The sequence below is a fragment of the Caballeronia sp. dw_276 genome (assembly GCF_018449635.1).
In the GTDB taxonomy this organism is placed as follows: domain Bacteria; phylum Pseudomonadota; class Gammaproteobacteria; order Burkholderiales; family Burkholderiaceae; genus Caballeronia.
The window spans coordinates 253,816-268,564 of record NZ_JAAVUV010000003.1; the positions used below are offsets into that span (position 1 = coordinate 253,816).

The 14,749-nt window shown below is 61.1% G+C and carries 9 protein-coding genes; 6 read left to right on the plus strand and 3 right to left on the minus strand.

The genetic code is table 11. The features are described 5' to 3' along the window. Positions 1–36: 36 nt before the first annotated feature. Positions 37–513 carry an Lrp/AsnC family transcriptional regulator gene (locus HB633_RS07015; protein ID WP_213777400.1) on the minus strand — a complete coding sequence of 159 codons (477 nt, stop codon included), beginning with the start codon at positions 511–513 and terminating at the stop codon, positions 37–39. Positions 514–658: 145 nt separating this feature from the next. On the opposite strand from HB633_RS07015, the gene HB633_RS07020 reads away from it, so the two are divergent. Beyond that, complete coding sequence (locus HB633_RS07020) at positions 659–1,207, plus strand: cysteine dioxygenase family protein (RefSeq protein ID WP_213777401.1); 549 nt, start codon at positions 659–661, stop codon at positions 1,205–1,207. Between the two features lie 4 nt (positions 1,208–1,211). Here the strand turns inward: HB633_RS07020 and HB633_RS07025 are convergent, their stop codons facing one another. Beyond that, positions 1,212–3,788 (minus strand): mechanosensitive ion channel domain-containing protein, encoded by a 2,577-nt coding sequence (locus tag HB633_RS07025; RefSeq protein WP_213777402.1) that lies wholly within the window; start codon positions 3,786–3,788, stop codon positions 1,212–1,214. Between the two features lie 126 nt (positions 3,789–3,914). After that, entirely contained in the window at positions 3,915–4,418 is a 504-nt protein-coding gene (locus tag HB633_RS07030; protein ID WP_213777403.1) for a hypothetical protein, read from the minus strand. A 262-nt stretch (positions 4,419–4,680) separates the two neighbouring features. On the opposite strand from HB633_RS07030, the gene HB633_RS07035 reads away from it, so the two are divergent. From HB633_RS07035 to HB633_RS07055, 5 genes are all read left to right on the plus strand, one after another. Next, complete coding sequence (locus tag HB633_RS07035; RefSeq protein ID WP_213777404.1) at positions 4,681–4,983, plus strand: hypothetical protein; 303 nt, start codon at positions 4,681–4,683, stop codon at positions 4,981–4,983. A gap of 601 nt (positions 4,984–5,584) precedes the next feature. Then, the gene (locus HB633_RS07040) at positions 5,585–6,415 is read left to right on the plus strand and encodes an IclR family transcriptional regulator (protein WP_213777405.1); all 831 of its coding nucleotides are present in this window, start codon (positions 5,585–5,587) and stop codon (positions 6,413–6,415) included. A gap of 497 nt (positions 6,416–6,912) precedes the next feature. After that, positions 6,913–8,280, plus strand: coding sequence for an MdtA/MuxA family multidrug efflux RND transporter periplasmic adaptor subunit (locus HB633_RS07045; RefSeq protein ID WP_213777406.1), 1,368 nt, complete (start codon positions 6,913–6,915; stop codon positions 8,278–8,280). A gap of 33 nt (positions 8,281–8,313) precedes the next feature. Further along, on the plus strand, positions 8,314–11,433 hold the full coding sequence (locus tag HB633_RS07050; RefSeq protein ID WP_213777407.1) for an MdtB/MuxB family multidrug efflux RND transporter permease subunit: 3,120 nt from the start codon (positions 8,314–8,316) through the stop codon (positions 11,431–11,433). A gap of 4 nt (positions 11,434–11,437) precedes the next feature. Continuing rightward, positions 11,438–14,746 carry an efflux RND transporter permease subunit gene (locus tag HB633_RS07055; RefSeq protein ID WP_213777408.1) on the plus strand — a complete coding sequence of 1,103 codons (3,309 nt, stop codon included), beginning with the start codon at positions 11,438–11,440 and terminating at the stop codon, positions 14,744–14,746. Positions 14,747–14,749: the final 3 nt, after the last annotated feature.

The following is a 14,749-nucleotide window of genomic DNA, read 5'->3' on the forward strand; positions in this document are numbered from 1 at the left end:
CGTGCGCAAGACGTGGTCCACCTGGCCTGCCCTGGACTAATTCCCCGTCGCGCCGAGCGGCGGCCTGACCGGCAGCGCCGTGGAATATTTGATCTGTTCCATGGCAAAACTCGAACTCACGTCGTAAAGCGGAATGGCGCGAATCAGCGACTTGTACACACGGTCGTAGTCGTCAATATCCGACACCACCACGCGCATCAAGTAGTCCGTTTCCCCGCTCATCCGATACACCTCGACCACCTCGGGAATATCCCGCACGGCGCGCGTAAACTCCTCGGCCCAATCCTGCGTGTGCTGGTTCGTCTTCACCGCCACGAATACCGTGGTTCCCACGCCGAGCTTGCGTGGATCGCAGAGGGCGACTTGCGCGCGTATCACGCCGGCTTCTTTCAGTCGCTGAACACGCTTCCAGCACGGCGTCTGCGAAAGGTTGACCCGTGTCGCCAACTCGGCGATGGGCATCGTGACATCTTCCTGAAGCAGTTCCAGCAACTTGCGATCGATAAGGTCCATGCCCAGGCCGCCCCTTGTAGGAAATTATTCTACTTTTGCGCTACTTCACGAAATTATATGGAAACTTTTTCCACAAGCAAACCGGTATAAATGAGTTACCGAAGAACGCAGATTCGCCTTCCTTTTGCTGACCTAAGAACTCGCCATGCCTTTGCTCCAAGACACCGTCGACATCGAATCGCCGCTTGCCCGGTTGTCCCAGACACTCGATACCGCGTGCTGCTTCGACCCGGCATCGCCTGGCTTCATGCAGGGCGTGCGGGCCGCACTTGCCCGTCTGGCCGAAGAACCCGAGCTTTTATCGAAGGCGCAGCGTGAAAGCTGTCCGGACTCTTACAGCCGGCATCTGCTATTTGCCGATCCACTCGGCCGCTACGCCGTCGCCGCCCTGGTGTGGCGCCCCGGCCAAATAAGTCCCATACATGGCCACCATACGTGGTGCGCCTACACGGTCATTGAAGGGACGCTGACAGAAACGCTGTTTTCCTGGGATACCAATACACATCGCGCAGTCGAAACGCGCCGGCACGAGCGGGTTCACGGCGCAGTTTCGGTAGTGGGCGCCGGCCGCGGTGCGATACACCGCCTCGGGAACGCGTCGACCACCGGGGAAACCGCTGTCTCCATTCATGTCTACGGCGTGACGGGCGCGCAAATCTCGACGCACGTGAACGACGTCGTGCGAGCCGCCTGACGGCCTACGCCTTGCCCGGCGCCGCCGCCGTCGGAATTTGAGGCGGGACCTGCACGGATTGATCCGTTGCCGGCGGCGCGGGTTGCGGCTCGTGCGAAATATCGCGTGCGTCCGCAGCGGCGCGGCGTGCGACCGGCGACATGGGTGACATCGGCGAGGGTTCCTTCACTTCGTCGAGATCGTCCCACGGTGCGTCCTTGCCCGACGATTCCTTCGATACCCGCAATTGCATCTGCGGCACCGGAACGTCCATTCCGACTTCGTCCATCTTCCGTTTGACCCTGACGTTGAACGCACGTGCAACGCTCCACTGCTTCAGCGGCAGCGTCTTGATCTGCCCTTTCACCACCATCCAGTTGGGATCGAAACGGTCAAGCCCCCACACTTCAATAGGCCCGAGCATCTCGCGCCGGTAGCGGAAATCGGCTTTAAGCTCAGCGCCAACCTCGCGGATCATTTGCGTGACGTGATCGACATCGGCCGAGAACGGCACCCGCACCTCGAACACGGCATAGGCAAAATCACGCGACAGGTTCTTCACAATCTTGATCTGCGAGAACGGAATTGCGTGAATGGCGCCCTGCCCGTCGCGCAAACGCACGGTACGGATGGTCAGCGTCTCGACCACGCCCGCATGCCCTCCGTCGACTTCAATGGAATCGCCAACGGAAATCGTGTCCTCGATGATGATGAAAAGCCCGGTGATCAGATCGGCGACCAGCGACTGTGCGCCAAAACCGACCGCCAACCCGATCACACCCGCACCCGCAAGCAGCGGCGTCACGTTCAGTCCGAGATTCGCGGCTGTCACGATCGCGGCGGTGGTCAGCAACGCCACAAAAACGACATTGCGGATCAGCGGCAGCATGGTGCGCGCGCGCATGCTCGGCCCGCGTCCCTTGCCGCGCGGCGCGTTGGGATTGAGCGCCTCTTGAATCCCCGTATCGATGATGATCCACACCAGCCACGAGATGAAAATGGTCAGCAAGATGGCGCTGACCGCGTGCGTAATGCCGCGCGCGGCGACGCTTTCCTCCGCCAGATTGGCAAGCGAAAAACCCCAGAGATGCGACCACAACTCGAGAAACCCGAGCCAGATAAACAGAACCAGCAAGCGGCCAAAATATCTGACAAGCCGACGAACATAAGCGGATTGCCGGCGCGTCTTGCGCTCGGGCAGCTTAGTGACATGCAGCACGATGGCGCTGAGAAACAGGCCGATCACGAGCAACCCGGCGCTGGCGATATCGAGTTGCAGCACGTTTTCCGACGTGCCGATACCCGCCAGCGTCCCGATCACGGACACGGCAACGAGCAGCAGCATGGGCAGATGCCATAGCGAGCCGAACACTTCAAAGGTCTCGGTCGCGGCCTTGTGGCGGCTGCGCTGCTCATAGGAACGGCTGCGGATCAGGTGGGCGACCGGCCGCTGGAACGCGAGTGCGAAATAGCCGGTCAGGATCGCGGCGCACATGTTCGATATCGTCGAAATCAGCGCCGACAGGTTCGTTCCGAGCTGCTGAGCCACGTCATAGTTGGCGGCGGCATCCCCGAGCGCACCGAGCGTGCCGATTACAAACAGCAGCCGGCGTGCGTGCACGATCAGCACGTTCACCGCCACCCGCCGGTGCGCCGAGCCAAACAGCGAAAACATGATCAGGCAGATCGACGAGAAAATCGCGCCCGCGACGATCGCATAAGCCGTCACCATCGCGAGCGTGCGCCCGAGGGAAACCGGCATCATGCGCACAAAGGTCAGCGCCGCCACGAACGCGAACAAATAAGGGCCCACTCTGCGCAGCGTGAAAATCAGCAACTCGCGGGTGGTCGGATTGGGACGCAGCCCGAAGTGGATCTTGTAACGGGCGTGAATGCGCCGCTGAAGGTACACGAGTAGAAACGCGCAAGCGCCCCAGCCCGCCAGCGTGAGGAAATAGTTGAGCAGGGTGCGGCCAAACGATTCGCGGCTCTGGCCCGAAGCGATGGTGAACAACTCGTTGCCGGCGGCGTTCAGACGCCCACCCCAGTAATTGAACGGCGTGTGACCGCGGCTGATATCGGCTTCGACGTTCGCCAAACCCGACGCGATTGCTCCCAGCAGCCCGGTCTTCGGCGTAATTGCCGCTACGACGGAGGACGCGGCCGTTGTGGAACTCGCCGATGACGCCTCCACCGCAGCGCTCGCCGCCAGGGCGGAGCCGTCCGCAGCCGTTGCACTTGCAGTGACTGGCGGCAACGTGCCCGACTCGGCGTCGCGCCTGGCGTCGCGGAGCTTCTTCAACTGGGTGACAAGCGCCGTGCGCTGGCGGTCGCTATCGAGCGCCGAAATCACCGTGTCGAGCGAGTGCGTCAGTTCTGCATTGGTCGCGGGGCTGGCGGGCGTATCCGACGCCCCGGTCGTGAATGCGGGGACGGCGGCGGCATCTGACGCGGCCGGCGGGGTGACAAGTTCCTGAAACGACGGCAACGCCAGCGCTGGCGGCGCCGCATCCGCATCAAGGGAAAAACCTGTGAAGGCTGCGAAAAAGATCGCAGCAGATACCAGCGCGCCAGCGAGCGCCCGGATTCGGCTTGGCTTCATGGCGGTATGGATGATGTAAAAGACCGCCAGTTTAGCCGCTGTCTTGAAATTATCTTTAGACGAAACGGTCAGCCGCGTAACGAAATGTAGCGATAGAGCGGTTTGCCAGACCGTAGCCACTGACCGTCATTTGTCCATGTCCGCGCGGGCGTTTCCTGGATCGGATGAAGCGGACGGCGCGCCCGAACCGCCCGCGCCCGTATTCGATACTCCACTCGACGAGCCTTGAGAGGTAGACGCTCCGCCTGCCGACCACTCCTGCAGCTTGCGTCCGGCTGTTTGCAGACCGGCTCCGGTATCGCTCGCCGCGTTCGCGATAGCCGCATTCGTCGCACTTGCGGCGCCATCCAGGTTTGCGCGCGCCGTCGCCGCGATCCCGCTCGCCGACATATCCGGCAACGTGCCCGCAGACTGGATGTTCTGCTGCGCCGACTGCTTGACTGAATCGACGTGCTGCCCGACATAGTTCGCGGCTTGATCAAACCTCTGCCCGGCCTGGCTCGCAACGCCATTCAACGCGCCCATGGCCTGCCCTGCCGCTGCGTCGTGTTTTTCGCATGCAGCAAGAAACCCGATCACGATGACCGCACTTGCCAGCCGGTTAATTCCTTTCGTTTGCAACTTGTTCATTTCTCATCTTCCTTACTCGGCGCACCTGTCGCACACACCCAGTGTCCATTCGAAAATTCCGCAACTCATGCCGGACAATAATAACCGCCGATGCTCCCTGTCTTCCGATCGCGGCATGACGTTAGCCGTTCGGCCTGGTTTATCTCAACCTTACAGTCCTGAATGTTAACGAATTGACCTGCTTTCAGACCCTTCTGATTCATTTCATGAGCGGCTCTTTCTATAGTGCGGACCATCCTTGTCTCCACATTGAAGTGTCGTCATGATTCTCATGAACTTGCTGGTCGCCTTGATCGCCGGACTGATCCTGTTCGAACCGTTTACGCGCGCACCCGTCTCGCGCTCCGTCCGTTTTACACGGCATCGCAATCGCGCGAAACGCGCTTTCCTTCAGGCGGGCGCGGCGCTGTTCGCGGCGCTGATCATCGCAACGAGCGAGCCTTCGCCTCAGCAGGTATCTCCGCTTCTGGTCCTGAGCAGTTCAGCATTGCTCGCGGCGGCGGGAATCTATTGGGCTTGGCGGGGCACCCGCCTGCTCAAGCCGCGCAAGATGTTCTCGCACTGAAGGAGTGCAAGCGTGCAGTTATGTGGGGTACTACACATGTCGCCTGAGCACGCGGGATAAGAATCCGGGATCGACATCTGGCGCCGGGATCGCGGCCAGCACCCCGAGTTCACTACAAAGCACTAAACAAAAGCAAAGTAGTTGAATGAATCGGAAAAGTAGGATGCCATACGGATTACACGTTCTGCGGTGTATAGACCCAATGTCGTGGGGATCCTGAAGTGGCGAGCGCATGACGCAGGCAAAAAAAAGGCGCTACGTTGCCGTAGCGCCTTAAAAGTTCTAGCCATTCCGAGGGCCGTGCTAGAACCTGAGAGCCGGTGATCAAGTGCCTGGCGAGCCGTGAAAACGTCTCCAACCAGTACTTTCGAAATCGGGTTCCATTTTTTACGTTATGCGAAACCGAGTCAAGCGAAATTTCGGGGGGTGAGCGACTATCCAACGATACGGTACACAGGTTTAATGACAAAAACGGGTCCAGTGAATGCATCTTATAGTCGCTGGTTGATACGATTCCGATAAGCGGGGACGCTCGCCGTCGGTCAGCATCAACGATCGATGGCCAACACCCTTCCCAACGAAACCAAGTTCCGAAAAATAAATGCACACAACTGAGAGCCGGCCATCGAGCCGGGAAAAAGAAAAAGGGCGCGACGGAGAAGAAGTGGTTGCATTGTCGCGAGGGCTGGATGTCCTGAGGCGGATCGCCGCTGCTGATGCTCCCGTCAGCAACCGGGAGCTTGCGGAATGGACCGGCATTCCCAAGCCAACCATTTCGCGCCTGACAGCCACCCTTGTCAGCGCAAACCTATTATTTCAATTGCCCGACAGCGAGCGCTTTGTGCTCACGGCCTCCGTTCTCGAACTGAGCAACGGCTTCCTGCGCAACTTCGACATCAGGGCACGCGCGCGACCGTTTCTCATCGAACTTGCGGACCGGACGACCTTGAGCGTTCATCTGGCTGTGCGCGACCGTCTGGACATGGTCGTCATCGATACCATCCGGCCGCGTTCCGCTGTGCTGGTGTCGCGGCTCGAAGTGGGCGCGCGCATGGACCTGGGACGTACCGCAGTCGGCCGGGCGTACTTGGCCGCACTGGGTGAGACCGAGCGCGACAGCCTGCTCGAGAGCCTGCGCATAGCGTCGGGCGATGATTGGCCGAGCATCGATAGCGGCTTGAAGCCCGGACTCGAAGACGCATTGCTTCGTGGCTTCGCCATTTCGACCGGCGAATGGCATCACGGGCTGAACGCAGTTGCTGCAGGTTTTGTCGGACCGTCCGGGCAACGGTACGCAGTAAATTGCGGCGGCGCCGAGTATCAGGCACCCCGAGAAGCGCTTCTCGAAACGGTGGCGCCCGCGCTCCTTCAATGTGTTGTGAAGATCACGAATGAGATCGGTGGCACGCCGACCGCACGCTTGAGCGAATAAAGCGCTGCTTATATGGATGCCGCACCGTTCATGCCGGTGCGGCGTCCAATTTTTACATCGAGCGATGGCCCCGCGCTCAAACTTTCATTTTCATTTCAATCAACCCACTTGTTGTGCGCATTTCCCGCCACAGCGAAAACATCCTGCCAACGAACCGCCACTCCACACTCTCCCGCAGCGCCAGCATGGTCATGTAACGCTCGTAATCAATCGAAAGAAAGATAACTGGACTGCAAGGAAGCGCGGGACGTAGCATCATGCTTCGCGCGCCCGGCCATCGCTTGAACGCTATCATTCGACGCTTCGCGCAACCGCTTCGGGCGCCATCGCGCCCATACCAGGCCTACGCGTGGCGCCGACTCGGCCTCAAAATCGGCCAGTTCCGAGCCGGTTTTCGGACCGTCAGTGCGAACGTTCAGCAAGGCCTCGCACCAGCGCATCAAGACACCGCATGAAGATATTTTCCGAGCCCACCGACTCACCGAGCCACTGAAACGATGGACGAACAAAAAAAACACCCAGCGCCACCGCCTCATACTGAACCGCGTTCGCCCTCCTCCCAGGCTTCCACTCCCCATCCACCCGCATCCCCGCCCCGCAGCCGCAAGCTGCTGTGGATCGTGGTGCTGGTGTTGATCGTGATCGGCTTGTTCGCGTGGCATCCGTGGAACCGGGGCAGCGCCGACAACTCGCAGCAAGCGCGCCAGGCAGGCGGCCGGCGCGGCGGCGCTCCGGGTATGGGCGCGCAGCCGCAGCCCGTGCATGTCGCAACCGTCACGCAAGGCGAAATGCCAGTGGTCATCAACTCGCTCGGCACGGTTACGCCGCTGGCATCGGTGATAGTCAAGACGCAAATCAACGGCACGTTGCAGGAAGTCGCGTTCCGCGAAGGCCAGATGGTCAAGAAAGGCGATTTGCTCGCGCAGGTCGATCCGCGTCCGTACGAGATCTCGCTGCGCAACGCACAAGGTACGCTTGCGAAAGACCAGGCATTGCTGCAGACCGCACGGCTCGATTTGCAGCGCTACAAGGTGCTGCTTTCGCAAGATTCCATCGCGAGTCAGCAGGTGGACACGCAAGCGTCGCTCGTGCAGCAGCTCGAAGGGACTGTAAAGTCGGATCAGGCGAACGTGGACACGTTCAAGCTCGACCTCAACTACGCACGCATCACGGCGCCGGTGTCGGGCCGCGTTGGCTTGCGGCAGGTCGATCCAGGCAACTATGTCACGACCGGTGACACGAACGGTGTGGTTGTCATCACGCAACTTCAGCCCATCAGCGTGATCTTCACGACGTCCGAGGACAATCTGACCGCTATCCTGAAGCCGCTTCATGCGGGCTCGAAGATGTCGGTGACGGCCTACGACCGGGCCAACACAACGTCGCTCGAAAGCGGATATCTGGAAACAGTCGATAACCAGATCGACACCACCACCGGCACGGTCAAGCTGCGCGCGACCTTCGACAACAAGGAATCGCTGCTGTTTCCCAACCAGTTCGTCAACACAAAACTCCTGGTCGATGTCATTAAAGACGCGACCATTGTCCCCACGCCCGCCGTGCTCAACGGTTCATCGGGTGCATTCGTGTATGTGGTGAAGCCGGACAATACAGTGACGGTGCGCAATGTGAAGATCGGTCCCATCGACGGTGAGCGCACCAGTATCAAGACAGGTCTACAAGTGGGTGAACGCGTGGTAATCGACGGTTCGGACCGGCTGAAGGAAGGCGCGAAGATCACCATCCCTGCCGATGCACCGAAGGGCGCGTCGGGCGCATCCGGTGTAGCGGGGGCGTCGGCGGCATCAGGCGCGCGTGGTGCTTCTGGCGCGCATCATGGCCGTCACCGCTCACAGCCGCAATAACGCATTGATGCTCCCTAACCGCACCGATACCGCATGAATCCATCGCGTCCCTTTATTCTGCGTCCGGTCGGCACGGCGCTGCTGATGGCGGCAATCATGCTGGTCGGCCTCGTCGCGCTGCGCTTCCTGCCGCTATCGGCTTTGCCGGCCGTCGACTATCCGACCATCCAGGTGCAGACGTTCTACCCGGGTGCGTCGCCGGATGTGATGACCACGTCGGTCACCGCGCCCCTGGAAAAGCAGTTCGGGCAGATGGCGAGCCTGAACCAGATGTCGTCGCAGAGTTCGGCGGGCGCGTCCGTCATTACGCTGCAGTTCAGTCTCGACTTGCCGCTCGATATTGCCGAGCAGGAAGTGCAGGCCGCCATCAACGCGGCGGGCAACCTGCTGCCGTCCGACCTGCCCGCGCCGCCGATCTACGCAAAGGTGAACCCCGCCGATGCCCCGATCATCACGCTCGCGATCAGCTCGAAAACCTTGCCGCTCACGCAGGTCCAGGATCTCGCCGACACGCGTCTTGCACAAAAGATTTCGCAGGTTGCGGGCGTGGGCCTCGTGTCGGTCAGCGGCGGCAACCGGCCGGCCGTGCGAATCCAGGCCAATACGCGCGCGCTGGCGTCGTACGGATTGAACATCGATGACTTGCGCACGACCATTTCGAACCTGAACGTCAACACGCCGAAGGGTAATTTCGATGGTCCGTCACGCGCCTACACGATCAACGCGAACGACCAGTTGACCGATGCCAACGCCTACCAGAGCGCGGTCATCGCATACAGGAACGGCCGGCCCGTGATGTTGACGGACGTCGCGACCGTGGTCTCGGGTCCGGAAAACACCAAGCTCGGCGCATGGGTGGACAACACGCCCGCCATCATCCTGAACGTGCAGCGCCAGCCGGGCGCGAACGTGATCGCGGTCGTCGACGGCATCAAGAAGATCCTGCCGCAGTTGCAAGCGGCGCTGCCCGCCGCGCTCGACGTGCGCATCGTCACCGACCGCACCACGACCATTCGCGCGTCCGTTCGCGACGTTCAGTTCGAACTGGCGCTGTCCGTGGTGCTGGTTGTGCTCGTGATCTATCTGTTTCTCGCGAACGTCTGGGCCACGCTAATTCCAAGCTTGTCCGTGCCGGTTTCGTTGATCGGTACGCTCGCCGTCATGTACTTGTGCGGTTTCTCGCTCGACAACCTCTCGCTGATGGCATTGACCATCGCGACCGGCTTCGTGGTGGATGACGCCATCGTGATGATCGAAAATATCGCCCGATACGTGGAAGAAGGCGAGGGACCGCTCGAAGCGGCGCTGAAAGGCTCGAAGCAGATCGGCTTCACGATCATCTCGCTGACGGTTTCGCTGATCGCGGTCCTCATCCCGCTGCTTTTCATGGGCGATGTCGTAGGCCGTTTGTTCCACGAGTTCGCGATCACGCTGGCGGTGACCATCGTGATTTCGGCGATCGTGTCGCTGACGCTCGTGCCCATGTTGTGCGCAAAGCTGCTGCGCCATACGCCGCCGACCGAGACGCACCGGTTCTCCGCACGAGCGCATCAGTTCATCGATTATGTGATCGGGCGTTACGCCGTCGCGCTGACATGGGTGCTCGACCGGCAGCGCGCCACGCTGGTTGTCGCGTTGCTCACGCTCGTGTTCACCGCCCTCCTCTACATCTGGATTCCGAAGGGATTTTTCCCGATCCAGGACACGGGCGTGATCCAGGCGATCACACAGGCGCCGCAAGCGGCTTCGTACCAGGCGGTGGCCCAGCAGCAGCAAGCGCTCGCCGCGCAGATCCTGAAAAATCCGGACGTTGAAAGCCTGACGTCGTTCATTGGCGTGGACGGGACCAACATCACGCTGAACAGCGGCCGGATGCTGATCAATCTGAAACCGCGAGACGACCGCAGCAGCACGTCGAGCGACGTGATCCGCAACCTGCAGCAGGACGTGGCGAACATTCCCGGCATCCGGCTTTATATGCAGCCCGTGCAGGATCTGACCATCGACTCGACGGTCAGCCCGACGCAATACCAGTTCATGCTGACCGATCCCAACTCGGCCGAGTTCGCCGAATGGGTGCCGAAGCTGACAGCGCGTTTGCAACAGTCGCCGGAACTCGCCGATGTCGCCACCGACTTGCAGCAGAACGGGCAATCGGTGTACGTGGAAATCGACCGCTCGACGGCCGCGCGTTTCGGCATCACGCCGGCAACGGTCGATAACGCCCTCTACGATGCCTTCGGCCAGCGCATCATCTCGACCATCTTCACGCAATCGAACCAGTACCGCGTGATCCTCGAAAACGAACCGACCGACGCGCATTACAGCGAAATCCTGAGCGGCATCTATCTGCCGTCGTCGACGGCCTCGAACGGGCAAGTGCCGCTGTCCGCCATCGCGACGTTCCATGAACGCGCCGCGCCGCTTCTCGTCACCCACCTCGGCCAGTTCCCGGCGACCACGGTGTCGTTCAATCTCGCGCCGGGCGCGTCGCTCGGTGCGGCGGTAAAAGCCATCGACCAGGCGAAGCAGGACATCAACCTGCCGGCGTCGTTCCAGATCCGCTTCCAGGGTGCCGCGCTTGCGTTCCAGGCATCGCTTTCGAACGAGCTGTTCCTGATCCTTGCCGCGATCGTCACCATGTATATCGTGCTGGGCGTGCTGTACGAGAGCTTCATCCATCCGATCACGATCCTCTCGACGCTGCCGTCCGCCGGCGTCGGCGCGCTGCTTTCGCTGATGATCAGCGGGCACGATCTCGACATCATCGGGATCATCGGCATTGTGTTGCTGATCGGGATCGTGAAGAAGAACGCGATCATGATGATCGACTTCGCGCTGGAAGCCGAGCGCGAGCAAGGCAAGACGCCGCGCGAAGCCATCTACCAGGCGTGTTTGCTGCGCTTCCGGCCCATTTTGATGACGACCATGGCCGCGCTCCTCGGCGCGTTGCCACTGATGCTCGGCTGGGGCGCGGGGTCGGAGCTGAGAAGACCTTTGGGGATCGCAATTGTTGGCGGGTTGATCGTGTCGCAAGCGCTCACGCTCTTCACCACGCCGGTGATCTATCTCGGCTTCGATTCGCTAGGCCGCCGCGTGCGTGCGCGTTTCAACCGGAACGCGCCGCCCCGCCCCGCGGCGGAAGTGGAGTAAGCGCATGAACCTGTCGCAACCGTTCATCGCGCGCCCGGTCGCCACCACGCTGCTTGCCATCGGCATTGCGCTGGCCGGTTTGTTCGCGTTCACGAAGTTGCCGGTCGCGCCTCTGCCGCAAGTCGACTTCCCGACCACCTCGGTGCAGGCGAGCTTGCCGGGCGCAAGTCCGGAGACGGTTGCGACCAGCGTGGCAAGCCCGCTGGAACGCCACCTTGGTTCGATCGCGGATGTCACCGAAATGACGTCGCAAAGTTCGGTCGGCTCGGCGCGGATCACGCTGCAATTTGGCCTGAACCGCGACATCGATGGCGCCGCCCGCGACGTGCAGGCCGCCATCAATGCGGCGCGCGCCGATCTGCCGACGTCGCTCAGAAGCAATCCAACGTACCACAAGGTCAATCCTGCCGACGCGCCTATCCTGATCCTGGCGCTCTCCTCGCCTACCCGCACGGCCGGATCACTCTACGATTCCGCGGCGACGGTGTTGCAACAAACCTTGTCGACGGTGCCCGGCGTCGGCGAAGTCGATGTCAGCGGCTCGGCGAATCCAGCCGTGCGCGTGGAACTCGAACCGGGCGCGCTGTTTCACTACGGCATCGGCCTGGAAGACGTGCGCGCCGCGCTGGCATCGGCGAATGCGAACAGTCCGAAGGGCGCAATCGAGTTCAACGGCACGCACTTCCAGCTCTACACCAACGACCAGGCCACGAAAGCGGCGCAGTATCGCGACCTCGTGGTGGCTTACCGCAACGGCGCGGCCGTGCATCTGAGCGATGTGGGCGAAGTAGTCGATTCCGTCGAAGACCTGCGCAATCTCGGCCTGATCAACGGCAAGCGCGCAGTGCTGGTGATCTTGTATCGCCAGCCGGGCGCGAACATCATCGATACCATCGATCGCGTGAAGGCCATGGTCCCGCAATTGCAGGCCGCCCTACCCGCCGACATCGAGATCACGCCGACCGCGGACCGCTCGATCACGATCCGCTCTTCGCTGCACGACACGGAAGCCACGCTGATCATCGCGGTGGCGCTGGTCGTGATGGTCGTGTTCCTGTTCCTGCGCAACTGGCGCGCGACACTGATTCCGAGCGTGGCGGTGCCCATATCGATCATCGGTACGTTCGCGGCCATGTATCTGCTCGGCTTCTCGCTCGACAACCTCTCGCTGATGGCGTTGACCATCGCGACCGGATTCGTGGTCGATGACGCCATCGTGGTGCTCGAAAACATTTCGCGGCACATAGAAAACGGCGTGCCGCGCATGAAAGCCGCGATTCTCGGCGCGCAGGAAGTGGGGTTCACAGTGCTGTCGATGAGCATTTCGCTCGTCGCCGTGTTCCTGCCAATCTTGCTGATGGGCGGTATTGTCGGGCGCCTGTTCCGGGAATTCGCGCTGACGTTGTCGCTCGCAATTGCCGTTTCGCTGGTTGTGTCGCTAACGGTCACGCCCATGATGTGCGCGCGGCTCCTGCAGGAACCGCACAACCAGAAACCGCCCGGCCGTTTTTCGCGCTGGCTCGAACGTCAGTTCGATACCATGCAACGCGGTTACGGACGCACGCTTGGCGTCGCGCTTGCGCATCCGAGAATCGTGTTGCTGGTGCTGATCGCGACAGTTGGGTTGAACGTTTATTTGTACATCATCGTGCCGAAGGGATTTTTCCCGCAGCAGGATACGGGGCGGATTGTCGGCGGCATCCAGGCTGACCAGAGCACGTCGTTCCAGGCGATGAAAGGCAAGTTTTCGGACATGATGAAAATTGTGCAAGCCGATCCCGCCGTGGAAAGCGTCGCGGGTTTCACGGGCGGCCGGCAAACGAATTCGGGCTTCATGTTCATCTCGCTGAAACCCAAGAAAGAGCGCAAGGTTTCCGCCGATGCCGTGATCCAGCGCCTGCGTCCGGCGTTGTCGAACGTTGCGGGCGCGCGCACTTTCTTGCAAGCCGTTCAGGACATCCGCTCGGGCGGCCGGCAATCGAATGCGCAATACCAATTCACGTTGCTTGCGGATTCCACCGCGGATCTATACAAGTGGGGCCCGAAACTCACCGACGCCCTGCTCGCCCGCCCTGAACTCGCCGACGTGAATTCGGACCAGCAGCAAGGCGGTCTGGAATCGTTTGTCACGTTCGACCGCGCGACCGCGGCGCGCTATGGCATCAAACCGGCGCAGATCGACAACACGCTTTACGATGCCTTTGGCCAGCGCCAGGTATCGACCATCTATAACGAGCTGAGCCAGTATCACGTGGTGATGGAACTCGCGCCGAAGTACTGGCAGGACCCGGAGATGCTCAAGCAGATCTACATCAGCACGTCGGGCGGATCGGCGAACGGAGCGGCATCGACGAACGCAACGACCACAACCGCCTCTACCTCCGCGACCAGCGTGACCACGGCCGCCGATGCCTCAACGAGCGTGAACAGCGCGCTCGCGCTGGCATCCATTCGCAACAGCGCGACCAACGCGATTGCGGCCAGCGGCAAGTCGAGTTCGTCTTCAGGCGCGGCGGTGTCGACGTCGAAGGAAACCATGATCCCGCTTTCCTCCATCGCCAAGTTCGGGCCGGGCAATACACCGCTTTCGGTGAATCACCAGAGCCAGTTCGTGGCATCGACGATTTCGTTCAACCTGCCGCCCGGCAAGTCGCTTTCTGACGCCACCGCCGCCATCTACGAGACGATGGCAACCATCGGCGTGCCGGCCACGGTTCGTGGCAGTTTTGCAGGCACGGCGCAGCAATTCCAGGATTCGACCAAGGACCAGCCCATCCTGATCCTGGCGGCGCTCGCGGCGGTTTATATCGTGCTGGGGATCCTGTACGAAAGCTATATTCATCCGATCACCATTCTTTCCACGCTGCCTTCGGCCGGTATCGGCGCATTGCTTGCGCTGCTGTTGTTCCGCACCGAGTTCAGCATCATTGCGTTGATCGGCGTGATTTTGCTGATCGGGATCGTGAAGAAAAACGCCATCATGATGGTCGACTTCGCAATTCAGGCACAGCGGCATGGGGCATCGACTTCGCGCGCGGCAATCGAAGAGGCGTGCTTGCTGCGCTTCCGGCCAATCATGATGACCACCGCCGCCGCGTTGCTCGGCGCGTTGCCGCTCGCGTTCGGAACCGGCGAAGGATCGGAGATGCGCGCGCCGCTCGGGATCGCGATTGTGGGCGGGCTGATCGTGAGCCAGTTGCTGACGCTTTACACCACGCCGGTTGTGTATCTTTATATGGACCGGGTGCGGATCTGGTCCGAGAACCGCCGGGCTCGCAGGGGTCCGCAAAGGCCGGCGAGCGTGACGGAGTAACAA

What these genes read in the sequence shown, in the direction of transcription:
- HB633_RS07015 (WP_213777400.1), bottom strand. Translation starts at nt 513, where the DNA reads ATGGACCTTATCGATCGCAAGTTGCTGGAACTGCTTCAGGAAGATGTC.
- HB633_RS07020 (WP_213777401.1), top strand. Translation starts at nt 659, where the DNA reads ATGCCTTTGCTCCAAGACACCGTCGACATCGAATCGCCGCTTGCCCGG.
- HB633_RS07025 (WP_213777402.1), bottom strand. Translation starts at nt 3,788, where the DNA reads ATGAAGCCAAGCCGAATCCGGGCGCTCGCTGGCGCGCTGGTATCTGCT.
- HB633_RS07030 (WP_213777403.1), bottom strand. Translation starts at nt 4,418, where the DNA reads ATGAACAAGTTGCAAACGAAAGGAATTAACCGGCTGGCAAGTGCGGTC.
- HB633_RS07035 (WP_213777404.1), top strand. Translation starts at nt 4,681, where the DNA reads ATGATTCTCATGAACTTGCTGGTCGCCTTGATCGCCGGACTGATCCTG.
- HB633_RS07040 (WP_213777405.1), top strand. Translation starts at nt 5,585, where the DNA reads ATGCACACAACTGAGAGCCGGCCATCGAGCCGGGAAAAAGAAAAAGGG.
- HB633_RS07045 (WP_213777406.1), top strand. Translation starts at nt 6,913, where the DNA reads ATGGACGAACAAAAAAAACACCCAGCGCCACCGCCTCATACTGAACCG.
- HB633_RS07050 (WP_213777407.1), top strand. Translation starts at nt 8,314, where the DNA reads ATGAATCCATCGCGTCCCTTTATTCTGCGTCCGGTCGGCACGGCGCTG.
- HB633_RS07055 (WP_213777408.1), top strand. Translation starts at nt 11,438, where the DNA reads ATGAACCTGTCGCAACCGTTCATCGCGCGCCCGGTCGCCACCACGCTG.